This window comes from Novosphingobium sp. SG707, assembly GCF_012275515.1.
Lineage (GTDB): Bacteria > Pseudomonadota > Alphaproteobacteria > Sphingomonadales > Sphingomonadaceae > Novosphingobium.
The window spans coordinates 488,825-512,206 of sequence record NZ_JAAZQL010000001.1 but is presented as its reverse complement, the minus strand read 5'-3'; the positions used below and the strand labels follow the sequence as shown (position 1 = coordinate 512,206).

23 protein-coding genes are annotated in these 23,382 nt (G+C 65.6%); 14 read left to right on the top strand and 9 right to left on the bottom strand.

Translation table 11 applies throughout. The features are described from left to right. Positions 1–18 precede the first annotated feature (18 nt). A complete protein-coding gene (locus tag FHW92_RS02070) occupies positions 19–819 on the bottom strand; it encodes an IclR family transcriptional regulator (RefSeq protein ID WP_210428332.1) in 801 nt (266 codons plus the stop codon). A gap of 98 nt (positions 820–917) precedes the next feature. Here FHW92_RS02070 and FHW92_RS02065 point away from each other — a divergent pair, with 98 nt between their 5' ends. After that, a complete protein-coding gene (locus FHW92_RS02065; protein WP_168601551.1) occupies positions 918–1,307 on the top strand; it encodes a nuclear transport factor 2 family protein in 390 nt (129 codons plus the stop codon). Beyond that, positions 1,304–2,653: an MFS transporter gene (locus tag FHW92_RS02060; RefSeq protein ID WP_168601550.1), complete on the top strand. Its 1,350-nt coding sequence runs from the start codon at positions 1,304–1,306 to the stop codon at positions 2,651–2,653. Before FHW92_RS02065 ends, FHW92_RS02060 begins: the two co-directional genes overlap by 4 nt. Here the strand turns inward: FHW92_RS02060 and FHW92_RS02055 are convergent. Genes FHW92_RS02055 through FHW92_RS02045 form a run of 3 tightly spaced genes read right to left on the bottom strand, consistent with a single transcriptional unit; the run spans position 2,638 to position 5,265 of the window. Then, positions 2,638–3,099 (bottom strand): DUF3237 domain-containing protein, encoded by a 462-nt coding sequence (locus tag FHW92_RS02055; RefSeq protein ID WP_168601549.1) that lies wholly within the window; start codon positions 3,097–3,099, stop codon positions 2,638–2,640. The two genes, FHW92_RS02060 and FHW92_RS02055, sit on opposite strands and share 16 nt — an antisense overlap. Next, entirely contained in the window at positions 3,096–4,781 is a 1,686-nt protein-coding gene (locus FHW92_RS02050; protein WP_168601548.1) for a CocE/NonD family hydrolase, read from the bottom strand. Before FHW92_RS02050 ends, FHW92_RS02055 begins: the two co-directional genes overlap by 4 nt. 1 nt (position 4,782) lies before the next feature. Beyond that, complete coding sequence (locus FHW92_RS02045) at positions 4,783–5,265, bottom strand: DUF3237 family protein (RefSeq protein ID WP_168601547.1); 483 nt, start codon at positions 5,263–5,265, stop codon at positions 4,783–4,785. A gap of 82 nt (positions 5,266–5,347) precedes the next feature. On the opposite strand from FHW92_RS02045, the gene FHW92_RS02040 reads away from it, so the two are divergent. Then, a complete protein-coding gene (locus FHW92_RS02040; protein WP_168601546.1) occupies positions 5,348–5,824 on the top strand; it encodes a MarR family transcriptional regulator in 477 nt (158 codons plus the stop codon). A 33-nt stretch (positions 5,825–5,857) separates the two neighbouring features. Here FHW92_RS02040 and FHW92_RS02035 read toward each other — a convergent pair whose 3' ends face one another. After that, positions 5,858–6,031 carry a hypothetical protein gene (locus FHW92_RS02035; protein ID WP_168601545.1) on the bottom strand — a complete coding sequence of 58 codons (174 nt, stop codon included), beginning with the start codon at positions 6,029–6,031 and terminating at the stop codon, positions 5,858–5,860. 158 nt (positions 6,032–6,189) lie between these two features. Between FHW92_RS02035 and FHW92_RS02030 the strand changes: the two genes are divergently transcribed. The 6 genes from FHW92_RS02030 (at position 6,190) to FHW92_RS02005 (ending at position 12,393) form a co-directional block, all read left to right on the top strand. Further along, positions 6,190–6,441, top strand: coding sequence for a hypothetical protein (locus FHW92_RS02030; RefSeq protein ID WP_168601544.1), 252 nt, complete (start codon positions 6,190–6,192; stop codon positions 6,439–6,441). 10 nt (positions 6,442–6,451) lie between these two features. Then, positions 6,452–6,934 carry an SgcJ/EcaC family oxidoreductase gene (locus FHW92_RS02025; RefSeq protein WP_246869859.1) on the top strand — a complete coding sequence of 161 codons (483 nt, stop codon included), beginning with the start codon at positions 6,452–6,454 and terminating at the stop codon, positions 6,932–6,934. Positions 6,935–7,069: 135 nt separating this feature from the next. After that, the gene (locus tag FHW92_RS02020) at positions 7,070–8,764 is read left to right on the top strand and encodes an ABC transporter ATP-binding protein (protein WP_168601543.1); all 1,695 of its coding nucleotides are present in this window, start codon (positions 7,070–7,072) and stop codon (positions 8,762–8,764) included. After that, positions 8,761–9,861, top strand: coding sequence for an HlyD family efflux transporter periplasmic adaptor subunit (locus FHW92_RS02015; protein WP_246869858.1), 1,101 nt, complete (start codon positions 8,761–8,763; stop codon positions 9,859–9,861). The genes FHW92_RS02020 and FHW92_RS02015 overlap by 4 nt, the downstream gene beginning before the upstream one ends. Then, positions 9,858–11,252 carry a TolC family protein gene (locus FHW92_RS02010; RefSeq protein ID WP_168601542.1) on the top strand — a complete coding sequence of 465 codons (1,395 nt, stop codon included), beginning with the start codon at positions 9,858–9,860 and terminating at the stop codon, positions 11,250–11,252. Before FHW92_RS02015 ends, FHW92_RS02010 begins: the two co-directional genes overlap by 4 nt. Positions 11,253–11,361: 109 nt before the next feature. After that, a complete protein-coding gene (locus FHW92_RS02005) occupies positions 11,362–12,393 on the top strand; it encodes an oxidoreductase (protein ID WP_168601541.1) in 1,032 nt (343 codons plus the stop codon). Here FHW92_RS02005 and FHW92_RS02000 read toward each other — a convergent pair. The 4 genes from FHW92_RS02000 to FHW92_RS01985 all read right to left on the bottom strand — a co-directional run bounded on the left by FHW92_RS02000 (position 12,380) and on the right by FHW92_RS01985 (position 17,560). Then, positions 12,380–12,829 carry a (2Fe-2S)-binding protein gene (locus FHW92_RS02000; protein ID WP_168601540.1) on the bottom strand — a complete coding sequence of 150 codons (450 nt, stop codon included), beginning with the start codon at positions 12,827–12,829 and terminating at the stop codon, positions 12,380–12,382. The two genes, FHW92_RS02005 and FHW92_RS02000, sit on opposite strands and share 14 nt — an antisense overlap. Beyond that, on the bottom strand, positions 12,826–15,009 hold the full coding sequence (locus FHW92_RS01995) for a molybdopterin cofactor-binding domain-containing protein (protein ID WP_168601539.1): 2,184 nt from the start codon (positions 15,007–15,009) through the stop codon (positions 12,826–12,828). The genes FHW92_RS02000 and FHW92_RS01995 overlap by 4 nt, the downstream gene beginning before the upstream one ends. Further along, positions 15,006–15,953: a formylglycine-generating enzyme family protein gene (locus FHW92_RS01990; RefSeq protein WP_168601538.1), complete on the bottom strand. Its 948-nt coding sequence runs from the start codon at positions 15,951–15,953 to the stop codon at positions 15,006–15,008. Before FHW92_RS01990 ends, FHW92_RS01995 begins: the two co-directional genes overlap by 4 nt. Before the next feature lie 116 nt (positions 15,954–16,069). Beyond that, entirely contained in the window at positions 16,070–17,560 is a 1,491-nt protein-coding gene (locus FHW92_RS01985; RefSeq protein ID WP_168601537.1) for an FAD-dependent oxidoreductase, read from the bottom strand. Between the two features lie 256 nt (positions 17,561–17,816). Between FHW92_RS01985 and FHW92_RS01980 the strand changes: the two genes are divergently transcribed. From FHW92_RS01980 to FHW92_RS01960, 5 genes are all read left to right on the top strand, one after another. Continuing rightward, complete coding sequence (locus tag FHW92_RS01980; RefSeq protein ID WP_168601536.1) at positions 17,817–18,479, top strand: hypothetical protein; 663 nt, start codon at positions 17,817–17,819, stop codon at positions 18,477–18,479. Positions 18,480–18,588: 109 nt separating this feature from the next. Beyond that, positions 18,589–20,469: an MFS transporter gene (locus FHW92_RS01975; RefSeq protein ID WP_168601535.1), complete on the top strand. Its 1,881-nt coding sequence runs from the start codon at positions 18,589–18,591 to the stop codon at positions 20,467–20,469. Between the two features lie 11 nt (positions 20,470–20,480). Then, positions 20,481–21,569, top strand: a complete 1,089-nt coding sequence (locus tag FHW92_RS01970; RefSeq protein WP_168601534.1) for an LLM class flavin-dependent oxidoreductase — start codon at positions 20,481–20,483, stop codon at positions 21,567–21,569. Beyond that, the gene (locus FHW92_RS01965; RefSeq protein ID WP_168601533.1) at positions 21,566–22,393 is read left to right on the top strand and encodes a phytanoyl-CoA dioxygenase family protein; all 828 of its coding nucleotides are present in this window, start codon (positions 21,566–21,568) and stop codon (positions 22,391–22,393) included. The genes FHW92_RS01970 and FHW92_RS01965 overlap by 4 nt, the downstream gene beginning before the upstream one ends. Before the next feature lie 11 nt (positions 22,394–22,404). Next, the gene (locus FHW92_RS01960; RefSeq protein WP_168601532.1) at positions 22,405–23,349 is read left to right on the top strand and encodes an alpha/beta fold hydrolase; all 945 of its coding nucleotides are present in this window, start codon (positions 22,405–22,407) and stop codon (positions 23,347–23,349) included. Positions 23,350–23,382: the final 33 nt, after the last annotated feature.

The following is a 23,382-nucleotide window of genomic DNA, read 5'->3' as shown; positions in this document are numbered from 1 at the left end:
TTCCATCTTGCAGAACCACTATTCCGTATTTTGGAATTCTTGGTCCGCCCCGCCCTGCCCCATCGATGCGGCCGCGCTCAGGTTCTGCCCCGCCTCGCGCACGGCCAGCACCAGATCATCCTCGGCATGGAGCAGATAGCGTTTGGACGGCATGGTCACGCCGATACAGCCCAGCACCAGCCCTTCGGCGCCGAACACCGGGGCGGCAATGCCCGCGATCTCGATATCGGGGTCGTAAAAGCGCGAAACGCCCTCTTCGCGCACCTCGCGCAGGCCTTTTTCGAGCTCGCTGCGCGGATCGCGCGGGCGCCCGGTCAAGGGGCCAAAGCGCGTTTCGCGGATAATCGCCTCCATCTCTCCGCCGGAAAGGAAAGCCAGAATCGCCCGCCCCAGCGAGCCCCAGGGCAGGAGAATCTCGCCACCCCTTTCCACCGCAAAGCGCAGCGGATGCGGCGTCATGACCACATCGGCAATGGTCGCGCGGCGGTCGGTAGGGTTATAGGTGCACAGCACCGCTGTCTCGTGCCAGCGCTCGACCAGCCCTTCGAGCAAAGGCCGGGCGGAGCGGATGACATCGAAACGCGCCACCAGTTGCGAGGCCATCGCATAGAATTCACGGCCCGGCCGATAGGTCTGATGCGCCCCGCGTTCGACGAGGCCCGCCCTCACCATAACCTGCAACAGACGGTGGACCGTGCTGGCGGGCAGGCGCGCGCGCGCGGCCAGATCGCCCAGGCTGAAGCGGTCCGGCCCATGGGCCACCAGTTTGAGCAGATATGCCAGCCTGTCTGCACCGCCGGATGGAACCTCGCGCATCATGCCTCCGAGAATTATGTTGATCTATCAACTTAAGCGGTCAAAGATGGTTCGACAAGAATACGATGGGAGAGCAGATCGCCATGCAGCCACATGCCATCATGGAGAACTATTTAGCCGCCTTCAACCGGGGCGATGAGGCCGCCTATGGCCGATTCTACGCGCCCGATGTCGAGTTGCGCAATGGAACCGGCATCATCCTGCGCGGCGCGGAGGCGATTGTGGCCTATTATCGCAAGGCGCGGGAGGACTTCCATCGGATGATGACGCTGCGCGCCGCTCTGGGCGGGGATGGCGCCATTGCCGCCGCGCTGGCCTCGGTGTTCACAGCAAGGCGCGACGGTGTCGAGCTCTCCGGCCGGACAATGCAGGCAGGCGATACCTATGCCATTGAAAGCATGGCTCTCTATCAAATGCAGGATGGCCTGTTCCGCAGGATCGAGGCCGTCACCCTGTCGCGCCGCCATCGCGCGGCGGGAGAACCGGCATGAGCGCGCCCGCGGCCCCGCGCCGCCGGGTCCTGCTGGTGCTGCTGCTGCTCACCTGCACGCTCAATTTCGCCGACCGGGCGGTGTTTTCCGCCTTGGCCCAGACCATCAAGGCCGATCTTCTGCTCACCGATCTGCAATTGGGCCTGTTGCAGGGGCTGGTCTTTGCCGCGCTCTATGCGCTGGCCGGATTGCCGATCGGCCTGCTGGCCGAGCGGTTCTCGCGCAAGCGGATCATTGCCTCCTGCACCATCATCTGGTCGCTGGCCACGGCGGCCACCGGCATGGCGGGCAGCTTTGCCGCGCTGGCCGCCAGCCGCCTTGGCGTGGGTATGGGCGAGGCCGGCTTTGTGCCCCCCACCGCCTCGCTGGTGGCCGATATCGCCCCGCGTGAAAAGCGCGCCTCCACCTTTGCGCTGGTGATGCTGGGCACGCCCATCGGCACGCTGCTCGGCGCGATGCTGGCCGGGCATATTGCCTTGCTCTGGCATTGGCGCACGGCCTTTCTGCTCTTTGCCCTGCCCGGCTTTGTGGTGGCGGGCCTGCTTCTGCTGCTGGCGCCCGAGCCGGAGCGGGGGCGCTATGACGCCGGCACCAAGGGCGGCAAGGCGCCCCCGGTCGGCGAATTCCTGCGCGAGGTGGCGGGCAATCCCACCCTGCTCTGCGTGATCGCGGGGGGCAGTCTGGCGGGCTTTGGCATGACCTCGATCTCGCAATTTCTGGCGGTGTTTCTGGCGCGCACTCACCATCTGGGCGTGCGCGAGGCGGCGGCCAATTTCGGCCTGATTTCGGGCCTTGCCATCACCTTCGGCCTGATCGTGGGCAGTTTCGGCACCGACTGGCTGGCCCGGCGCGATGCGCGCTGGCCCGCATGGGGCGCGGCCTTCGGGCTGACGCTGGCGCCGCCGATCTACTGGCTGGCCTTTCATGCCGCCTCGCTGGGCGCGGCCTTTGCGCTGCTGCTGGCGGCGGGCGCGTTCCTCCTGCTGTTTTACGGGCCGACCACAGGCATGATCCAGAACCTCCTGCCCACGCGCATGCGCGCCAGCGGCGTGGCGCTCTACACGCTGCTCTATACGCTGATCGGTTCGGGTCTGGGGCCGGTCTTTGTCGGTTTTGTTTCCGACCGGGCGGCACGGGCCGCTTATGCCGGGCAATATGGCGTGGATTGCCCGGCAGGCATGCCCGCCCATGGCGCCGGCAAGGCCGTGGCCGCCGCCTGTCGGCAGGCGTCGGCGCAGGGGCTGCAAAGCGCGCTGTCGTTGGCGGTGCTGGTGTTCTTTGCGGCGGCGCTGTGTTTTCTGGCCGCCGCGCCGGGGTTGCGCCGGATCGCTCAGACGAGGGCGTAATAGCGAAAGAGCGTGCGGTCCGGGTCGGACCGCCGCTCTCCGCCGCCCACGATCACCGTGCGGTTGAGCCAGTCATGCGGCCCGACGGGCACGCGGAAATAGGGCGTCAGCTTGAAATAGGAAGGCTGGTCCTCACCCGGGCGCGGGCGGACCAGATAACCCTGGTTCTGGATATAGATCATCGTGCCGTCATCGGCGCGCAGCAGGTAATGGGCGCGCAGCTCGATCGTGCCATCCTCACGCGCTGTTGCATAATCGGCGCCCGAATGGGGCACAACGCTGCCCGTCAGGCGCGGCCCGGTGATTGTGCCGCCGATGGCAGGCGTATAACCCTGATGCCCGCCGCCGGGCAAAGGACCAAACAGCGTGCGATCCGCCCCAAACAGCACCTCGATGTCGAACACATGCTCAAGGCGGCAATCGGCAAGGGTAGGCTGCAAAGTCATGGATGCTCCGATGCGGGAAGGAAGGGCAGGATCAGCCGCGAGGCCATGGCCCCGCCGCCGTAAAAGACGTGATGGCCCGCATTGCGCGTATCCTGATGCTGGGGGAAAGGCAGCATGACACCCGGTTCGGGCCGATAAATGTCGTGGCCGGAAATCACCAGCCGCAGGCTCTCACCCGCTTCAAAGCGGACCGAGAAGGGCCACAGTTCGATCTCGACCGGAATTATTTCGCCCGGCTTCAGCCTTTCCTCGCAGCGGTGGCAATGCACGGGGCGTTCGGGCGTGGAAAGCGCCTCGTCCAATTCGCGATGGCTGGCCCTTTGCCAGCCCAGCGCGATGGGGCCGTTTTCATAAAAGGCGTAGAAGGTGAAGCCCACCTCCTGCCCTGCGGCATCCAGCTTCTGCAGCGCAATGAACAGGTCGGCATCATCACTGCCCTCGGCCTCCACCCAGAGGCGGAGGGCAGCATGGCCGGTGATTTCTGTAGGGCGGTCAAAACGAATCGTGAAATGGGCCTCGCCGTGGGCGGCGTCCTGCCGCAGGCTGGATGGTGGGGGCGCGTCATCGCACAAGGCGCCCCGCGCCGGATCGAGAAAGAGTTCACGATAGGCCGTGCGCGCGGGCGGCCATTCCCGCTCGGCCCGCTCGTGCTGGACCCCATGTTGCTCGCGGATCTCGATCCGCACCGGGGGCCATGCGGCCACAGCGGTAGGGCGATCAAACAGGAAATGCTCGAAAAAGGCGATCTGCCGGGCGCGGCTTTCGGGGCAATAGTAATGCGCCCACTTCTTCTGACCATGGATGTCCAGCCACTTTTGCGGGCTGCGCATTTGGCGCCACGCCTCGATCGTGCCGCGCAGATGCAGCCCCTGATCCGACCAACTGGCCACGACATAGGCGGGCTGGGTGATCGCGACCAGATCATAGGATTTGGACAGCCAGTAATCGTCGATCAGCGGATGGGCGCGGACATTTTCCAGCGTATCCTCGGTCCGCCCCAGCGAGAAACGGATATTGTCCGAGGCGCGCGGCAGGAAGCCGGTTTCGGGAATGCCGCCATGGTAGGCAAATTCGCGATACCAGTCGGAAAAGCCTTCCCATGGATTGATCGCGGCCAGCGCGGGCGGATGCAGGGGCGCGACCAGATACTGGATCGCGGCCAGATAAGACACGCCCGTCATCCCCACCCGCCCGTTGCACCATGGCAAACCGGCCAGCCACTCGATGGTATCGGCGCAGTCCAGCGCCTCCTGCGCGCCGTTATGATGGAAATCCCCGCCCGAAAGCCAAGCCCCACGCGGATCGACCACCGCCACGCCCACGCCATGCCCGGCCCAGAACACAGGATCGGGCGCCTCGAAAGCGGTAAGATCGGACAGCCAATCCGGGTCCACCCCGGATCGCGGCCAGAACACGCGATTGGTCAGCGCATGTTTGCCGTAAGGCCCCCATGCCAGCAGGATCGGCACACCCTGCTGCGCGCCTTCGGGCCGATAGATGTCGGCAAAGATCTCCACCCCGTCGCGCAGGCGAATGCGATGGTTGCGCTCGATGGTCAGCCCGCGCTCGTTCCATCGGGCAAAATTGGTGGGCGGCAAAGGCGGCTTGTGCGTGGCGCTGTACGGGTCAACACCGGGGCGCATCCGCACCGGATAGGACGGCGCCAAACCCCCGCCCGCCATCTCACATCACCACGAAATAATGGATGCGGTTGGCATTGGGCACTTTTTCAGCAACGCCCACAAAGACATGCTGGCTGAGCCATTCATGCGGCCCGGCGGGCGCATCGAAACGCGGGGTTACGCGCATATAGTAATCCTCAAAGCCAACGGGCTCGTTGCGGCGCATTTTTTCGGCGATTTCGGGGCTACGCGCCCAACGAAAGCCCCGGTTTTCCAGATAGATGATCGCCCCATCCTCGGCTTCCAGCAAATAGCGCGCATCAAAGTCGATCACGCCGTTGGGGCGAGAAAGCGGATAGTCCCCGCCCGACATGGGCACCACTCGCCCCTGCAGACGAGGCCCCTCGATCACGCCCTGCGCCGCGAAAATCGCCGCGCGCGTATCGCCCCGCGCCCCAGGAGTGATCCAGTAAGGCCGCGACAGGTCGATCGAGATGGTGAAGGCATGTTCCAGCCGGGGCAAAAAAGGATGGATTTGGGTCATGCCCATGTCATGCGCCGCACATGTTGATTAGTCAACATGATTCCCGTTGCATTTGTCCGCCCGCTTTGGCAGCGATCAACAGATGACTTTGCCTCGGACCTGGGATCTGTTTGGCGGCACCCGTTTGCCGCATCGCCTGCTGCTGCTTGCCCGCATGATGGATCGCGCCACGATGCAGCAATTGCAGGAAAATTTCGCGCTCACTCTGGCCGAATGGCGGGTGCTGGCCTTCATCTGCTCGGCGGGTCCGGCCAGCGCGGCCGACATAGGCGCGGCCTTCGACTCAGACCGGGCCGAGGTCAGCCGCGCGGTCAAACGCCTGATCGAGGCCGGGCTGATCGAGCGCAACAGCAACGAGCACAATCGCAAACGCCAGATCATTTCGGTCCTGCCCGAGGGGCAGGCGCTGTTCGAACGCGCCCGCAAGATGCGCGGCGACTATTTCGCGGCCATCCTTCAGGACATCACGGAGGCGGAGCGCGACCTGCTCAACGAAGCGCTGAGCAAGATCGCCCTGCGCGTGGCCGAACATCGCGATCCAAAGCCCAATTCCCGCTGAACCGGCGCCTTCCGGGCCGGTGACAAAAGGCGCTCAGGGTTTGATTCTGCCGCGATCCGCCTCGGGATAGTCCTCGGGCGAAACCTGGCCGACATTGGGGCGATCCTCGACCTTTTCCGGCTTCTGGCCGCCGCTGGTTTCCCGATCGGGGGCGGCCTTGCTTGGTATCACATCCCCAAGGGGGCCTTTGCGGTTTTGCGAAGTCATGGCTCATATCCTTTTGCCGGGGTGTCGGCACCCCATCTCACGGAAGGGGTGAGCGCTCGTAGAGTTCCGCCTATTTTGTCCCGGCGCGGCGATCCTGTGCATCCTTTGCCCCCGCCATCCCTTTCAAGGTGATGACGAGCCGGGAAAAGGAGCCCCCGATGACGCAGAACATTCGCAAGGACAAGCAAGGCGACCAGATGGGCAAGACCCCGCCCGCCCCCTCCACCCTGACCGAGCAGCGGGACAATCCCGGTCTGGAAGCGGGCGGAACAGGCGCGGTGGGCGCGCAAAAGCCCGCCCCCGGCGAACGCACCGCCGACAGGGATGTGGGCGCGCGCAATGTCGGGGCAGGAAACAAGGGCCATCTGACCTCCATGCCCGACATAGGATCGGGCAAACCCAAGCGCTGAACAGGGATGTTTGGCCAAGGCCCGCGCGGCGTCTATTCCATGCGGGTCGCCCGTCAGACGAAGGAACCCGCAGATGATTCGGCCCGAAGATGCCCCGGCAGCCTTTCAGGCAGCGTGGAATGCGCATGATATGGGGGATTTTGCCGCCCTGTTTCACGATGAAGCCACCTTCGTGAACAGGTTTGCCCATTATGTGCGCGGCATCGATGCGATCATCGCCATGCATCAGCCCCTTCACGAAACAATCTATCGCGATTCCGCTCTCGAGAACGAATTGATCGACGCCGCCCTGATCGATGCCAACACCGCCATCGTCCATTTCTGGAGCCGGCTCACCACCGGCGAAGCTCACCCGGCGGGACCGCATTGTGTCGACACGCTGATCCTGGCCGTCCTTTCCCGGCGGAATGACAATTGGCGGTTTCAGGCGATAGAAAATGTAACACTATCCAACCCCCGCACAGGCGAACCGATGCTGAGATTTTCCCAATAGATCCGATGGTTTTGGCCTTTTTCTTGGTCATCGCCCTTATTGCTGAAATGTTCTATTTTGTTTCCCCATTTTCCTGATCTTGAAGTGCCATGCCGCCCCGCTATTTCCTTCGCAGGTGCAGTAAACGGGGTAAGCATGGCCAAACAGAATGTGGGGATGAGACAGGTGGCGCGGTGGATTGCGCTGATTCTGGGCCCGGATGGACCTTATTTGCGTATGGCGCTGCTTTATGGGGCCGCCATTTCCCTGCTCTCGCTGGCCACGCCCATTTCGGTGCAATTGCTGATCAATGCGGTGGCCAATATCGCGCTGCCCGCGCCGCTCTTCACGCTCTCGGCCATTCTGTTTGGCCTGCTGCTGCTGGCTGGACTGCTCAGCGCGCTGCGCGTGCATGTCATGGCGCTGTTCGAGCGGCGGTTTTTCGCGCGGATGATGGCGGAAATCACGCTGCGCGCGGTTCATGCCCGCAATCCCTTCTTTCATGACGCGCGCCACGGCGATCTCTTCAACCGCTTCTTTGACATGGCCACCGTGCAAAAGGCGCTGACCAGCCTGCTGGTGGGCGGCTTCGCCATCGTGCTGCAAGGCGTGGTGGGTCTGGTCGTCACCAGTTTTTACCATCCCTTCTTTCTGGCCTTCAATGTGCTGCTGGTCACGCTGATCGCGCTGATCCTGATGGTCTGGGCGCGCGGGGCCTTCACCACGGCCATTGCCGTCAGCCATTCCAAACATGCCGCCGCCCATTGGCTGGACGGCGTGGGCGGATCGAACGGCTTTTACAAATCCAGCCGCCACATGCATTTCGCCATCGACCAGTCCGAAGCCCTGACCGCCGATTACGTGGCCAAGCATCGCGCCCATTTCCGCTATACCTTTACCCAGACCATCTGCCTGCTGCTGCTCTATGCCTGCGCCAGCGCGGGTCTGTTGACGATGGGCGGGATGCTGATCATCGCGGGCGAGCTTTCCATCGGCCAGTTGGTGGCCGCCGAGCTGATCCTGTCGGGCGTGTTCTATGGCATTGCGCAGATGGGCAATTATCTGGAAACTTTCTATGATCTGGTCGGCGGGCTGGAGGAACTCTCGCTGTTCTGGGATGTGCCGCAGGAAAGCCCGCCCAAGGTCGATGCGCCTGCGCTGCCCAATGGCGCGATTGCCTTTCGCCATGTCGAATTGGGCGATCATCACCTGAACTTCACCGTGGCCAGCGGCGAGCAGCTCGCCATTCTGGCCGCGCCGGGGGTGGACCGCGCCGTCTCGGTCCTGCTCAAGCGTCTGGACACGCCCACACGCGGCCTGATCACCGTGGGCGGTGCCGATATCGGCACCTATGACATGCTGCGCCTGCGCTCCGATGTGGTGGTGCTTGATCGCCCCACAATCGTCGATCTTTCCCTGCGCGACTATCTCTCATTGGCCAGCGGGGATCGCCATGAGGCGATCATGGCCGCGCTTGATCTGGTCGGGCTGGCCGACCGTGTGGGGCAATTGCCGCAAGGGATGGACACGATGCTCTCGCCGCTGGGCTGGCCGCTGGCGGTGGGCGAGACGATGGGGCTCAAACTGGCGGGCGCGCTTTTGGCGCGGCCCAAGGTGCTGGTGCTCTCGCCCCTCTATGACCTGCTGCCCCCCGACCGGCTGGACCGCGTGCTGGATCATCTGCGCCAGACGGAAACCAGCGTTTTGCAATTCACCGGGCGGCCCGAAGGGCTGCGGCGCGACGGCTGGCTGTGGCTGGGCAATCGCGAACAGATCCGGGGCGGGCAATGGGATGACATACGCCCTGTTGCCCAAAGGGCCTCCGGTCTTGGCGCGGAGGCGCGGGCATGAGCCGGTTCGAGCGTTTCGCCACGCTGAGCGCCATGCGCCCGCCGCGCGTGATGCGGGTGGTGGCATGGATGATCGCCCTGTCCATCCCCGCCATTGTCGCCTTCCTGCTGCTGGTGCCATGGGTGCAGACCGCGCCGGGCCGGGGCAGCGTGACCGCGCTCGACCCGCATGACCGGGTGCAGCAGGTCACAGCGCTTGTGCCGGGCCGGGTGGAGCAATGGTATGTGAATGACGGGCAGGAGGTGAAGGCAGGCGCACCCATCGCGCGCATCGTCGACAATGACCCCGATGTCCTGACCCGCATGGGTGCCGAGCGCGCGCAGGTTCTGGCCCAGATCGATTCCGTCGCTCAGGCCATGGCCGTGGCCAAGCTGGATGTGGAACGCACCCGTTCGCTCTATGCCGACGGTTTGGCGGCGCGGCGCGATTATGAAAACACCCAGATCAAGGTGGCCGAACATGCCGCCAAACTGGCCGAGGCCAAGGCCAAGCTGAGCCGGGTGGACATCGCCCTCAATCGTCAGTCGGCACAGGTGGTGCGCGCCCCGCGCGACGGGCGCATTCAGGCGATCAACACCAGCGTAGGCGCGGCTCTGGTCAGCGCGGGCGACTGGCTGGCCACTCTGGCGCCTGAAAATTCCCGGCGCGTGGTCGAATTGCAGATCGACGGGCGCGATGTCGCCATGGTGCGGCGCGGCCAGCGGGTGCGGCTGAATTTCGAAGGCTGGCCCGCGATCCAGTTCAGCGGCTGGCCCTCGGTGGCGCAGGGCATGTTTGACGGGCGGGTGCGTTCGATCGACCCTTCGGCGCTGGACAATGGCCTGTTCCGTGTGCTGGTCGAACCGATGCCGGGCGCGCGGGCTTGGCCGGACAGCAATTTCGTCCGGCTGGGATCGAAGGTGCGAGGCTGGATCCAGATGAACACGGTCAGCGTCGGCTATGAATTGTGGCGTCAGCTCAATGACTTCCCGCTGGAAATGACGCCGCCCGAAAATCCCGGCCCGCGCAAGGGTCTGGGCAAGGCGCTGTCCGACAAGGGCGACAAGGCCAAGAGCAAATCCAAGGCCAAGGATTCCTATGAGGAGGAGGGCAAGTGATCCGCGCTTTTATGGGCATGGCGCTGGCTTTGGCGGCGCCCGCGGCCGGGGCGGCGGAATTGACGCTGAAACAGGTGCTGGCCTCCTCGGCCGCCCATGCGCCGCAGATCCTTGAGGCCGTGGCGCGCCAGAAACAGGCCGATGCGCGGCTGCTCTCGACGCAGGGCCTGTATGATCTGGTGTTCGATGGCGATGTGCAATGGCGGGCGCTGGGCTATTATGACAATGCCGCCGCCGAGGCCAAGGCCACCCGCCCGCTGACATCCAACGGCGGCAATTATTACGCGGGCTATCGCCTCTCGATGGGGCCGTTTCCCTCCTATGACGGCAAATCCGTCACCAATTCGCTGGGCGAGGTGAAGGTGGGCGCGGTCTTCTCGCTGCTGCGCGACCGGCTGATTGACGAGCGGCGGGGGCGGATGCAGATCGCCGGGCTGGACACCGATCTGGCCGAGATGGAGCGCGAGATGGTGGCGGTCGGCGTGCAGAGGCGAGCCATCGAGGCCTATCAGCAATGGGTGGCGGCCGGACAGCGCCTGCGCATCTATCAGGACCTGCTCGAACTGGCCTCCGCGCGGCAGGCCTCGATTGAAAAGCAAGTGAAAGCGGGCGCGCGTCAGGCCATGCTGGTGGTGGAAAATCAGCAGAATATCGTGCGCCGCCAATCCCTGCTGGTGCGCGCTCAACAGGATCTGGCGATACAGGCCAACGCGCTCTCGCTGTTCTGGCGCAACGAAGAGGGCCAGCCCATCGTACCCGGGGCCGAGGATTTGCCCGCCGCCCTGCCCCGCCTTGCCCCGCCGCTGGGTCAGAGCGAGGAGGAAGCGATCAAGGCGCGGCCCGATATGCAGATGCTGATGACGAGGCTGGCGCAGGCTTCGGCCCGCAGCGCGATGGCCCGGAATGAACTGCGCCCCCGGCTCGACCTGCGCGTCGAAGGGTCGAAGGATATCGGCGATGGCGGCCCCATGGGCTATGTTCGCCGCCCGGCAGAAGCCATTGTCGGCCTGCGCTTCACCATGCCGCTGGAACAGCGGCAGGCGCGCGGCAAGATCGCCGAAGCCGCCGCCGAGACCGACGCGCTGGTCCAGCGCCGCCGCCTGCTGGAACAGCAATTGTCGGTCGAGATCGCCAATCTGAAAACGCAGGTGACAGGGTCCGACAAGCTGGCGCATCTGGCCCATGATGAGGCAGGCCTTGCCGCCCGCATGGCCGAGGCCGAAAGGCGGCGCTTCAGCCTTGGCGCCAGCGATTTCCTGTTGGTCAACCTGCGCGAGGAAGCCGCCGCCGATGCCCGCCTGCGCCAGGTCGATGCCGAATATCGCGTCTCGGCCTCGCGCGCGGAACTGGCCGCCTCGCTGGTGGATCGCGGGCAATTGGGGCTGGAATAGCGGTGCCCGAACGCCCTTTGGCCGATGGCGATGCGGGCTCACAACGCTCTGGGCACGGGCGGGCAAAGCGATTAGAGGCCGGGCAGAGGATACAGCGAAAGGAGCATGAATGATGCGCGAAATTGGCGTCGGCCTGATCGGCTATGGCCTTGCCGGGCGCGTGTTCCATGCCCCCTTTGTCGCGCTGACGCCGGGGCTGGCGTTGCGCGCCGTGGTCTCGCGCGATCCGGCCAAGGTCCATGCGGGCCTGCCGGGCATGACGGTCGTGCCCGATGTCGACGCCCTGCTGGCGCGGCCCGATGTGGATCTGGTCATTGTCGCCAGCCCCGATGACTATCACGCCCAGCACGCCATCGCCGCGCTGCGGGCGAGCAAGCATGTCGTGGTGGACAAGCCCTTTGCCACCACCGCCGCCGATGCCCGCGCCATGGCCCATACCGCCCGGATCAGCGGCAAGATGCTGACCGCCTTTCAGAACCGCCGCTGGGACGCCGATTTCCTCACCCTGCGTCGGCTGATCGGCGAAGGGCGTCTGGGCGAGATCGTCCATTTCGAAAGCCATTTCGACCGCTGGCGTCCAGTTCCCGCGGCGGTGTGGAAAGAGGCGCGCGCGGGCGGATCATGGCTCGACCTGGGGCCGCATCTGGTCGATCAGGCGCTGTGCCTGTTTGGCCGCCCCGATGCCGTCACCGCCGATCTGGCCGCGCTGCGCCCCGGTGCGCCCGCGCCCGACTGGTTTCATGTGGTTCTGCATTATCCCGGCCGCCGCGCGGTCCTGCGCTCCAGCAAACTGGCCGCCGACCATGCCTTGCGCTTTGCCGTGCATGGGACCGGGGGCAGTTGGATCAAACCGGGCATCGACCCGCAGGAACCGGCCATTTTGGGCGGCGCCGCGCCGGGCGGGCCGGATTGGGGGCTGGACCCGGCCATCGGATCTTTCACCGATGGCGCCGATCCGTCGCGATCCGCCCCCGTGCCCAATGAACGCGGCGACTATCGCCTGTTCTGGCAGGCTCTGGCCGATGCGCTGCACGGCAAGGGCGAAAACCCCGTCCCGGCCGAACAGGCGATCGCCGTGATGGAAGTGCTGGAAGCAGGCATGGCCAGCGCCGAGCAGGGGCGCAGGATCAGCCTGAGCTGAGCTGCGCAATGGCGGCCACGATCCGGGGATAGGTGCCGCAGCGGCACAGGTTCGTCACCCCGGCACGGACAGCGGCGGCATCCGGGCGCGGATTGGATTTGAGCAGTCCGGCCACCGCCATGATCATGCCGGGCTGGCAATAACCGCATTGCGGCACCTGGGCCGCCACCCATGCCGCCTGCACCGCATGAATGCCCTGCGCCGGGGTCAGCCCCTCAATGGTGGTGATGCTGCGCCCCTGCGCCATGTTCACCGGGATCTGGCAGGCGCGCATCGGCTCGCCATCGACATGCACGGTGCAGGCGCCGCACAGCCCCGCCCCGCAGCCGAATTTGGTGCCCGTCAGCCCCAGATCCTCGCGCAGGGCCCAGAGCAGGGGCGTTTCCTCGTCGGCCTCGAACTTGCGTTCCTGTCCATTGACCGTGATCGTGATCATGCTTTTTCCAGTTCAAAACGAAGCGACAGAGGCAGGCGGCGCACCCGGCCCGCGCCCGCGTCCGCTATGGCATTGGCAAGGGCCGGGGCAATCGGCGGCGTCCCTGCCTCGCCCGCATTGCCCGGTTTGGCCCCGCTGGGGATCAGCGCGACCTCGATGGGCGGCACATCGGCAAGGCCCGGCAGGCGCACATCGTTGAAATTGCTGATCTGGGGCCGCCCGTCGGCAAAGGAGACCCCGCCCCACAGCGCGGCCTGAAGGCCAAAGATGATGCCGCCGCTGATCTGGCTTTCCACCCCCGCCGGATCGACCATCACCCCGCAATCAAACGCCGCCACGATCCGCCGGATCGCCAGCTTGCGCTTGCCCTTGTCGGCGCTCACCCGCACCTCGACCGCCTGCGCGCAGACATGGCCCTCATTATAGGTGAACGCGATGCCGCGCCCCACGCCCTTCGCCTTGGGCCGATCCCAACCGATCATCGCGGCGGCCTTGTCCAGCGCGCGCTGGATGCGCGGCTCACCGGCAAGCAGATCACGGCGATAGGCATAGGGATCGCGGCCCGCCGCCCGCGCCACTTCGTCGATGAAGCTTTCGGCAAAGAACGTGTTCTGGCTCATCGTGACGGACCGCCAGAAGCCGACCGGGATCGCCAGATCGGCCTCGTGAAACTCCATCAGCTTCATCGGCGCGGCATAGCAGCCATAGATCAGCAGCCCCGCCGCCGTGGGATCGGCCATGCCGGGAAAACCGCGACGTCCGTGATAGGTGTTGATCGATTGCCCCGCGATCCGGCTGTGGACCGCGACCAAGGCCCCATCCGCGCCGATCCCGGCCACGCTCTTCACGCGATAGGCCGGGCGGAACTGGTCCATCGCCAGATCATTTTCCCGCGTCCAGATCAGTTTGACCCAGCGCCCCGGCACGGCCATCGCGGCCTGCATCGCGGGGATCGGGAAATCGGTCGCCCATTTGCGGCCAAACCCGCCGCCCAGAAACGTCACCTCCACCCGCACCTTGTCGAGCGGCAAGCCCGCCATTTTGGCCGCCAGCGCGCGCACGTCCTCTGGCGATTGCATCGGCCCGCGCAGGGTCAATTGTCCATCGGCCAGAATCGCGCTGCAATTCAACGGCTCCATCGCGGCATGGGCCAGATAGGGCACGTCATAGTCGGCCTCCACCCGGCGCGGGGCGGCGGCGATGGCGGCGAGAACGGCGGCCTTGTCGCCCCCGCCCGCACGCGGCCGCATGGTGGAAAAATCAAAATCGGGAAAAGGTAGCGGCGCCTTTTCCGCAAAGGCGCGGGTCAGCGCGGCATCAATCGCCTTGTCATCCACCCCCGCCGCGGGCGAGGAAAGGACGGTCAGTTTCAACGCCTCCGCCGCCTTTTTCGCGGTCCAGAAACGCGGGGCCAGCACCGCATAGCCGCCATCGACCGGCACCACCGCCACGACGCCCGGCATGGCCTTCACCTGCGCCAGATTGGCCGCCTCGACCTTTGCACGCGGATGCGGGGCCAGCGCCAGCGCGCCCACCAGCATATCGGGGCGCATCACATCGACGCCGAACTCGGCCCGGCCCGTCACCTTGGGCAGCAGATCCTTGCGCGGGCTTTTGCCCCCGATCAGGCGGAAATCGGCAGGGGATTTCAGAGCCACATCGCCCGGCACCGGCAGACGCGCCGCCTCCGCCGCCAGCGCGCCATAGGTCAGCCGCCGCCCGCTGGCCGCATGAACCACCTCGCCCGCCTGCGTCGAAATCTGGTCCACCGCCACACCCCAGCGCGCCGCGCCAGCCTGTATCAGCATCGCGCGCGCCGCCGCCCCGGCCCGGCGCAAGGGCAGGAAATAGCCCACCGTGGTTGCGCTGTTGGCCGTCATCTGCTTGCCCATGCCGGGGTTGATGAAGGCCCGGTCGGCCCATGGCAGCAGCACCTGCATCCGCGCCCAGTCGCAATCCAGCTCCTCGGCCACGAGGCGGGCCAGAGTCTCCTGCGTCCCCTGCCCCATTTCGGACGAGGGGCAGGTGAAATGCACCGCGCCATCGGGCGCAATCGCGATCATCGCGCCAAAGCCCGCCACGCCCTGCGCCCGCGCGGGAAAGCCAAAGCCCAGCGCCAGCACACCCGCGCCCAGCCCATGCAGCATTTCGCGGCGGCTGAGATTGAGCACGCGGCTCATTTGCCGTCCACCAGATCGCGCGCGACGCGGAAACCAAAAATCCAGCTCACCTGATCCTCCGGATCGCGCCCGCGCCATGTCACCCGGTTGCGGAAAGCCGCCGAAATCCAGCTCCCGCCCCGCACCGCGCGGCGCGGACAGGCGCCCGAAACCTCATAGGCGCGGCCATCGCGCGGGGTCTCGGCGGGATAGGGCGCGACATAGCAATCCTGCGTCCATTCCCAGACATTGCCGATCATATCGTACAGGCCAAAGGCATTAGGCGGATAGGACCCCACCGGCGCCGCCCCGGCAAAACCATCGCGGCAAGGCACAGCCGCCGCCATGCCCCCCGCCCCGCCAAACACCGCCAGCGCGCCATCGGCCATCCCATCGCCGTCCAGCACATTGGCATGGACGCAGGCCTTGGCCGCGCCGCCTGCCCACGGGAATTCCTCGCTCGTGCCTGCGCGCGCGGCATATTCCCATTCCGCCTCGCTGGGCAGGCGATAGGGCTTGCCGGTCTTTTGGCTCAACCATGCGGTATAGGCCTTGGCATCGCGCCATGACACGCAGACCACCGGACGGTCGGGCGCACCATCGCCTGCGCCCTCGCCCGGATGGCGGAAATCGGCATCGGGGATCGCCTCGACCTTGCCCGTGGCGCGGATAAGGCTGCGGCACCCGCGCGAGGAGGCATAGCCGGTGGCCGCGACAAAGGCGGCATAATCGCCATTGGTCACCTCGCGCGTGGCCAGCGCAAAGGCGTAGGCGATGGTGACGGGATGGGGCGCGCCTTCGGGCCGGTCGGCCTCGCCCGCATCGGCGCCCATGATGAAATGGCCCGCCGGGACCACCACCATCGCCGGACATGCATCCTTGCAATCGCGGATCGCCTTCGGCGCGGCCATGGCAGGCGGGGAAACAGCCAGCGCCAATCCGGCCAGAAACCATCGATATGTCATGATTGTCTCCCCAATGCCTTTGCGCCTGCGCGGCGCTCTTGGGGGCAAAGACTGCCCTGCGCCGGGCGCGGGGCAGTCGCTGTTGTCACCATTGTCCGGCGAGCGGATAGAGCCGGTCAGCCAGCCCTTTCGGCCACCTCCAGCACCACGCGTTCGGAGCTTTCCATCGCGCTTTCCATGCCGTAATCGCTGCGCCGCGTATGCTCGCCGCAGAAATGGAGCACCTGCCACGGCTTGATGAAATCGCGGCCAAAGGCGTTGACCTGTCCGGGCGCCAGACTGAAGCCGCAGCCCTTTTGCAAGGGATCGCGCAGCCAGTCCTTATAGGCCACCACCTTGAGCAGCCCCTTGGACGCGGGGCGCAGCCGTTCCAGTTCGGACAGGACGAAAGGCACGGCATCGGCGCGCTGCGAAATAGCCTGCGCCACCTTGCCCACCATCACCACCATCGCGCGATGCTTGCCCTCGCCGGTGTGGTTGTCGATGCCCCAGAACATGCCGATCGGCCCGTCGGTCGAGAAACTGGCGGGCAGGCCGTCCGCCTTCCAGAAAGGCTTTTCCACGCTGAGATAGAGTCGCGCGGTGTTGGCATAGGGCATATGGGCAATGGCATCACGCGCGATCGGATTGGGGCCGCCGGTGATCTCCACATCGCGCAGCATCGAGAAAGGCAGACTGGAGATCACAAAGCGCGCCTGATAGGCGGTGCCGTCGATGCAGGTCACGGTCGCGCCCTTGTCGCTCATCGCGATCCGGCCAACGCGTTTGTTCAAGCGCACCACATCGCCCAGTTTGGCCGCCATGGCGAAGGGCAATTGCTGGGTGCCGCCCACGATATTGTTGATCGAGGAAAGCCCGTCGATGGCATTGTGATCGTTGGTTTCGCCAAAGGGATGATCACGCTGTTCATGCTCGCGCCCGCCGATGCGCCGGTCCGCCGCCCCGCGCGTCTCCTCCTGCCACATGCGCAGCATCGAGGTTTCATCGATGCCGATGCCGGGCGCCGAATAGGAGGCCAATTCGATGGCGGCGGGCGAATAGCCCTTCTGCACCATCAATTGCCGCAGCGAAATATCCTGCGAGGCCAGCGCCGGATCGAGCCAGTCCGACAATTCCTTGCACGGGTTCCACTTGCTCGTCACCGCCTGACCCATCAGCATCGGCGAAATCTTGCGCTCCTCGCCCACGGTCTTGTTAAGCGGATTGTCGGCCCAGGTTTTCAGGTCGATCCACTGGTCCTTGTAACGGAAGCCAAAGGGCAGCAGGTCGCGGTCCTCCGGCGTCAGTTTCAGCCCGAATTTCATGCAGGCATCGATGATCCGCGCATAGCCGCGCCCGATCTGGCTGGCGCCCACATCCAGCTTGCCCTCGCTGGTGTCGAGCGTTTTCACCCGCCCGCCGACCATCGCGCCGGCCTCCAGCACCACGACCTTGAACCCCAGATCGCCCAGCATCAGCGCCGAATTGAGCCCCGAAAGGCCGCCGCCGATGATCACCACATCGGCCTTTTCCGCCGCCAGCACGCCCTTGGCCAGACCCGCCGCCGGCAGCATTGCCCCGGCGCCGATCAACCCGGCATTCATCAGAAAGTCGCGTCTGTCGAACATGCTCTTTTCCACCATTCTTCCTGTAAGGCCTTTCGCGGCGGCTGAGCCTCTCCGCGCATTGGGCAGCGTTGCTTGCAAATTATTGCATCACAACCGGCAATACTACGGCCATCAGCGTCGGATTTAACCGACACACGGCCAAAACCACGCTGAAGCGCTGCCCTGCGGATCGGCGGCATTGCATGGCCATGCACATTGCGGCGGGGTTTTGCACGAAATCCGTTGATCGCCCCCGCCGCCCATTTCGGAGATCTGCATGAACTGGTCGCTTGCCTTGCTCACCCTGCTCCATCTGCTGGTGCCGATTTATTGGCTGGGCGGGGATCTGGGCACATTCTACAGCGCGGGCTTTATGATGGACGAAAAAAGGCCGGTAGGCGAACGCCTGCTGGCGCTGAAAATCATGAACGGGATCGATATGGCCCCGCGCACGGTGCTGATCCTGACGCTGCCGACCGGCCTGTCGCTGGCGGCGGCCAAGGGCTGGCTGGCCATCGCGCCATGGGCGCTGGCGGGACTTTGGGTGTTCGGCCTGATCTGGCTGACGCTGGCCTGGGCGGTGCATCTGATCCATGGCCCGCGCGGGGCCTTGGCGCGCGGCATCGACATCAAGATCCGCTATGCGATGATCGCGCTGCTGGCCGGATCGGGTGTGGCGGGATTGACCGGTCATCTGGCCATGCCCTTCTTCATCGCCTGCAAACTGCTGGTGCTGGCGGCCTGTGTGACCACGGGCGTGATCGTGCGCTTTCAACTTGTGCCGCTGTTTCCCGCCATTGCCGCCATGAAGGCGCAGGGGGCCACACCCCAGAGCGACGCCGCCATCCGCAAGGTGTTGGGCCAGACGCGGCCCACGGTACAATGCATCTGGGTACTGGTGCTGATCGCCTGCGTGCTGGGGGTGGGCACACCGGTTTAATCCGCCACGCGGATAGGATGCTCTTTGTGCAAAATCGCCGCCAATGTTTGCATTCATATTGCACATAAGGCGGCGCACCGGCGCCACCACACCATGCCGGGGAATTATCATGCAACGCAAAGCCTTGATCGGCTGGGGCCTCGGCTCCTTCACCTCGGCGGCGCTGGTGGGGGCGGTCGGGCTGCTCCACCTGCGCTTCATGACCGATTCGCTGGGCATGGCGATGGGCGCGGCCGGGCTGCTGGTGGTGCTCTCCAAGATCTATGATGCCGCCATCGATCCGCTGGTCGGCCTGCTGTGCGACGCCACCAGCACGCGCTGGGGCCGCTATCGCCCCCATCTGGCGGGCGGCGGGCTGCTGGCGGCGCTCTCGCTGGTGATGCTGTTCAATGTGCCGCGCGGGTTGGAAGGCGCGGGGCTTCAGCTCTGGTCGGGCGCCTCGCTGCTGGTCTTTTCGACCGCCTATACGCTCTATCGCATCCCCTATCTGGCCATCGGGCGCCAGATCACGCAGGATTTCCATCAACGTTCGCGCCTGATGACTTTCAGCGTCTACGGCTCCTCCTTCGGCGGATTGGCGGCAACATCGGCCGCGCCATGGATGCTGGCCGCGCTCGGGGGAGACAGGGCGGCGCATGGGTTGCTGGCGCTGGTGCTGGCCGCGCTGGTGGCGGCGGGCGGGATCGGCACTTTCCTGCTGATCGACGGGCTGGAGGGCGAGGAGGCCGCGCCCGAAAGAAAGCGCCTGAGCTGGCGACAGGGCCTGTCCGCGATACGCGCCAATCGACCTTTCTGCCGCCTGATTGCCTTTAAAGTGACGATGTTTGCCGGGCTGACGCTGCATGGCGCGGCGCTGCCCTATTATACGCGCCACGTCCTGCATGCCTCGGACAAGAGCCTCGCCTCGATCTTCCTGCTCCAGACGCTGGGCATGATGGTCAGCCAGCCCGGATGGGTGCGGATTGCGGGCCGGTTTGGCCGCCGCCGCGCGCTGATGATGGCCGCAGGCGCGCAAACCTGCGCGATGCTGCTGTGGTATCTGGTGCCCGCGGGCCATCCCATGCCATGGGTGCTGATGCTGGGCGGAGCCGAGGGCCTGTGTTTCGGCGGCCTGTTCTTCGGCCTCTACACCGTGCTGACCGACACGATGGACCACGCCCGCGCCCATCCCGCCATGGCCGACAGCGAGGGCGCGCTGGCCGGGGTTTTCGTCATGGTCGAAAAGGCCACCGCCGCCTTTGGCACGTTTATTTTCAGCACTATCATGAGCCATGCGGGCTTCGTTTCGGCCCGCGATGCGGGCAGCGCCCAAGGCGCGGGCGTGGTGCTGGGCATCGTCCTGTCCATGTCGATCCTGCCTGCGCTGGCCGCGATCTTGGCCTGTCTTTTCCTGCGCCGACCATCGGGCGATGAAATGGCCGGAGTGCCGCGCGAGGGTCTGCCCGCGACCATGGCGATCGGCGCGCTGGCCATGGTGATGGTGATCGGCACCGCCCCCTCGCCCGCCCGCGCGCAGGGATCGGGCATCACCATTCCCCAGATCACCGCCGATGCGGGCGGTGTCTCGTATCTTTCCACCATCACCCTGCCCCGCGCGCCCGGCACCGATCCGCTGCTGGTCAACGCGCGTCTGAATACCACCGACACGGAAATCGGGGTCAGCCCTCCCGGCACCTTCATCGACTGGCATCGGGTCTCCAGCCCGCGCCTGCTGGTGGTGCTGAGCGGCACGCTGGAGGTGGGCCTTGGCGATGGCGCGATCCGGCAATTGCACGCGGGCGACATCGTTCTGGCCGCCGACACTACGGGGCGCGGCCATACCAGCCGCGCCATCGGCACCGCGCCGGTGATGGCCATGACCATCCGACTGCCCCGCGAAGAGCCATTGAAACCGCGCGCATCTTCCTGCCCCGATGGCGTGGCGCCAAGCGATTGCGTGGCCAACCATCTGAACATTCAACACAATCCTCAACCCGTGCCCAAGCCCTGAGAGGACAATCCATGCCTGTCGAAATCACCGGCCTTGTTTCCCATAACCGGGGCACACCGCTCCACCACGCGCCGCCTGACCAGTTCGACCCCGCCGCCCTGCTGGAAAGCGCCAGAGCGCAGGAAGCGGCAGGCTATGACCGGGTGCTGATCGCCAACAATGCCCTGATGCCCGACAGCCACGCCATCGCGACCCATGTTCTGGCCGGGACGCAGCGATTGAAAGTCCTGCTGGCCCACCGGCCCGGCTTCATCGCCCCCACCATGGCGGCGCGGATACTGACCACGATCGACAGGTTGGCGCCCGGTCGCATGGCCGTCCACATCATCGCCGGACCCAGCGACAAGGAGCTGGAGGCCGACGGCGATTTCACCGCCAAGCCCGACCGCTATGCCCGCGCCGATGAATATGTCGGCATTATGCGCCGGATCTGGGAAAGCCCCGTGCCCATCGACCACGAAGGGCGCTTCTATCGCTTCAATCAAGCCTTCAGCCCGGTAAAGCCCGGCGCGATTCCCATCAGTTGGGCCGGAACATCGCCTGAGTCCATCGCCGCCTGCGGCCGCCACGCCGATCTCTTTGCCATGAGCGGCGACACGTTGGCCCATATCGCGGGCCATCGCGACCGCGTGCTGGACGCCGCCCATGGCCGCCCGATAGGCTTCATGATGACCGTGCTGGTGATCCTTGGCGATACCGAGGCGCAGGCATGGGAAAAGGCCGATGCCGTCCTGCGCGATTTCCGCGCGATGATGGCGCGCCTGCCCGCGCCCCAAGGCCCCAGCAATTTCGCCAAGGCCAGCCATGCGGGCGATGCCATCCTTTCCAGCGCCGATAGCGCCCATCGCCATGACCGCTGCCTCTGGCTGGGCGTGACCCATCTGGCGCAGGGGCGCTTTGGCAATCAGGCCGCGCTGGTCGGCACGCCCGATCAGGTCTGCGCCGCGCTGATGGATTATTACGCCATGGGCATCACGCGCTTTCTGATCCGCGGTTTCCGCCCCGATCAGGACGTGGCCGAATATGGCGAAAAACTCTTCCCCCGCCTGCGCGCCGCCGCGCTGGCCCATGATGCCGCCAATCAAGGAGCCGTTCGATGACCAAGCCCTATGCGATTACCCAGGACCATATCGACACCTATGCGCGCGACGGCGTGGTGGTGCTGCGCGGATTGCTGGATGCGGATTGGATCGCGCGGATGCAGGCGGCCATTGCCCGCGTTGCCGCCGATCCGGGGCGCTACGGCACGCTGGGGCCGTCGAACGGGGCGATGCTCTCGGTCTGCTATCTGTGGCGCAATGATCCCGATTTCCGAGCCTTTGTGATGGACAGCCCGATTGCCGAGGCCACCGGCCGGGTGATCGGGGCGGATCATATCCGCATGTATCACGATCATCTGTTTTCGAAGCCCCCGCTCAGCCTCTCGATCATGCCATGGCATTGCGACGAAACGGCATGGCCGGTCAGCGGAGAAATGGCGCCCAATATCTGGACAGCCTTTACCCCGGTGAACAAGGAAAACGGCCGGATCGAATATGTCGCCGGGTGGCACCGGCATTGCGTGGAGAAGGGTTTGACCTTTGGCTTTCGCCCCGATCAGGCCGATGGCCTGTGCCCTAATTTCGAGACCGAGCGCGACAATCCCGATTTCGCCTTCCGCTTTGTGACTTTTGATATGGAGCCGGGCGATGCGGTGATCTTCCATCCGCATACACCCCATTTTTCCAAGGGTAATGACAGCCCCGCTCTGGCCCGCACCGGATTGGCGGTGCGCCTGTTCGGGCATGACGTGCGCTGGCGCAATGCGCCCTACAAGGCGGCGATCCCCGGCGTGGAGGCGATGCCCGAGGGCGAATTGGTCGATGGGGCGCAGGATGTCTTGCCGATCCTGTGGCGCCGTGATGATCTGCGCTTGGGCGCATAAGGAGCAATGCGATGATGAACCGCCGCGATATGGCCAAGATGATCGGAATGGGCGCCGCAATGATGGCAGGCGGGGCCGCCGCAGCGCCAAGGGGGGCTGCGCCGAAGGGACCGGGGCCGATTGTTCCCCCCGCCGGACCATGGACGCGACAGGGCGAGATCCGGCGCGGCGGGGGCGTGCTGCATTACGCCATTTTGGGCGAAGCGCGGGCCGGAGTTCCGCCCGTCATCCTGCTCCACAAGCTGGGCGGATGGCTGGCCGACTGGCGGCAGGTCGCCCCGGCCCTTGCGCAGGGGCGTCAGGTGATCGCCTTTGATCTCCCCGGCCATGGCGCATCGCGGATGGAGGGGCCGCCGCCCTATATCCACACGTTGGGCGAGACGGCGGCCATGCTGTTTGGCGCGCTGGACGAGATGGAGATCCCGGTGGTCGATGTGATGGGCACCTCGCTGGGGGGCTGCCTTGGCGTGGTCATGGCGGCGGCCAGTCCTGACCGCGTACGGCGACTGGGGGTGATTTCCAGCGCGCTGGGCGGGCGCAAAACGCTGGAGGAAGTGCGCCAGGCGGTGGATGTGAAATTGAAGCCGATCTTTGATGCGGGCGGCCATCCGATGCCCACAGGGCCGGAATTGCTGGTGAACACTTTTGGCATGGTCCATGCCGATGCGATCAACGGCGAGGGGATCCAGAGCCGTCAGGCCGCCGATCTCTGGCTGCAGCCGAGCGAGCGCGGCGTGGGCGTGACCGATCTGAAGGCAGCGCTGCGCCGGGTCGAATGCCCCACCCTGCTGGTCTATGGTCAGTTCGACAAGGCCTATCAGCGTTTCCGCCCCTTTGCCGAGGCGGTGCTGCGCCGGGGCGAAACGGTGGTGGTGCCCGAGAGCGGCGCATGGGTGATTCAGGACAATCCGCAGGCCACCGCGCCCTTGCTGGCGCGTTTTCTGGACGCGGTATAACGCAAGCAAAAAGAACCCGGGCCAACGCGGCCC

Bases quoted from the DNA above. Each gene is read 5' to 3' on its own strand.
- FHW92_RS02070 (WP_210428332.1), bottom strand. From the start codon at position 819: ATGATGCGCGAGGTTCCATCCGGCGGTGCAGACAGGCTGGCATATCTG.
- FHW92_RS02065 (WP_168601551.1), top strand. From the start codon at position 918: ATGGAGAACTATTTAGCCGCCTTCAACCGGGGCGATGAGGCCGCCTAT.
- FHW92_RS02060 (WP_168601550.1), top strand. From the start codon at position 1,304: ATGAGCGCGCCCGCGGCCCCGCGCCGCCGGGTCCTGCTGGTGCTGCTG.
- FHW92_RS02055 (WP_168601549.1), bottom strand. From the start codon at position 3,099: ATGACTTTGCAGCCTACCCTTGCCGATTGCCGCCTTGAGCATGTGTTC.
- FHW92_RS02050 (WP_168601548.1), bottom strand. From the start codon at position 4,781: ATGGCGGGCGGGGGTTTGGCGCCGTCCTATCCGGTGCGGATGCGCCCC.
- FHW92_RS02045 (WP_168601547.1), bottom strand. From the start codon at position 5,265: ATGACCCAAATCCATCCTTTTTTGCCCCGGCTGGAACATGCCTTCACC.
- FHW92_RS02040 (WP_168601546.1), top strand. From the start codon at position 5,348: ATGACTTTGCCTCGGACCTGGGATCTGTTTGGCGGCACCCGTTTGCCG.
- FHW92_RS02035 (WP_168601545.1), bottom strand. From the start codon at position 6,031: ATGACTTCGCAAAACCGCAAAGGCCCCCTTGGGGATGTGATACCAAGC.
- FHW92_RS02030 (WP_168601544.1), top strand. From the start codon at position 6,190: ATGACGCAGAACATTCGCAAGGACAAGCAAGGCGACCAGATGGGCAAG.
- FHW92_RS02020 (WP_168601543.1), top strand. From the start codon at position 7,070: ATGGCCAAACAGAATGTGGGGATGAGACAGGTGGCGCGGTGGATTGCG.
- FHW92_RS02015 (WP_246869858.1), top strand. From the start codon at position 8,761: ATGAGCCGGTTCGAGCGTTTCGCCACGCTGAGCGCCATGCGCCCGCCG.
- FHW92_RS02005 (WP_168601541.1), top strand. From the start codon at position 11,362: ATGATGCGCGAAATTGGCGTCGGCCTGATCGGCTATGGCCTTGCCGGG.
- FHW92_RS02000 (WP_168601540.1), bottom strand. From the start codon at position 12,829: ATGATCACGATCACGGTCAATGGACAGGAACGCAAGTTCGAGGCCGAC.
- FHW92_RS01995 (WP_168601539.1), bottom strand. From the start codon at position 15,009: ATGAGCCGCGTGCTCAATCTCAGCCGCCGCGAAATGCTGCATGGGCTG.
- FHW92_RS01990 (WP_168601538.1), bottom strand. From the start codon at position 15,953: ATGACATATCGATGGTTTCTGGCCGGATTGGCGCTGGCTGTTTCCCCG.
- FHW92_RS01985 (WP_168601537.1), bottom strand. From the start codon at position 17,560: ATGTTCGACAGACGCGACTTTCTGATGAATGCCGGGTTGATCGGCGCC.
- FHW92_RS01980 (WP_168601536.1), top strand. From the start codon at position 17,817: ATGAACTGGTCGCTTGCCTTGCTCACCCTGCTCCATCTGCTGGTGCCG.
- FHW92_RS01975 (WP_168601535.1), top strand. From the start codon at position 18,589: ATGCAACGCAAAGCCTTGATCGGCTGGGGCCTCGGCTCCTTCACCTCG.
- FHW92_RS01970 (WP_168601534.1), top strand. From the start codon at position 20,481: ATGCCTGTCGAAATCACCGGCCTTGTTTCCCATAACCGGGGCACACCG.
- FHW92_RS01965 (WP_168601533.1), top strand. From the start codon at position 21,566: ATGACCAAGCCCTATGCGATTACCCAGGACCATATCGACACCTATGCG.
- FHW92_RS01960 (WP_168601532.1), top strand. From the start codon at position 22,405: ATGATGAACCGCCGCGATATGGCCAAGATGATCGGAATGGGCGCCGCA.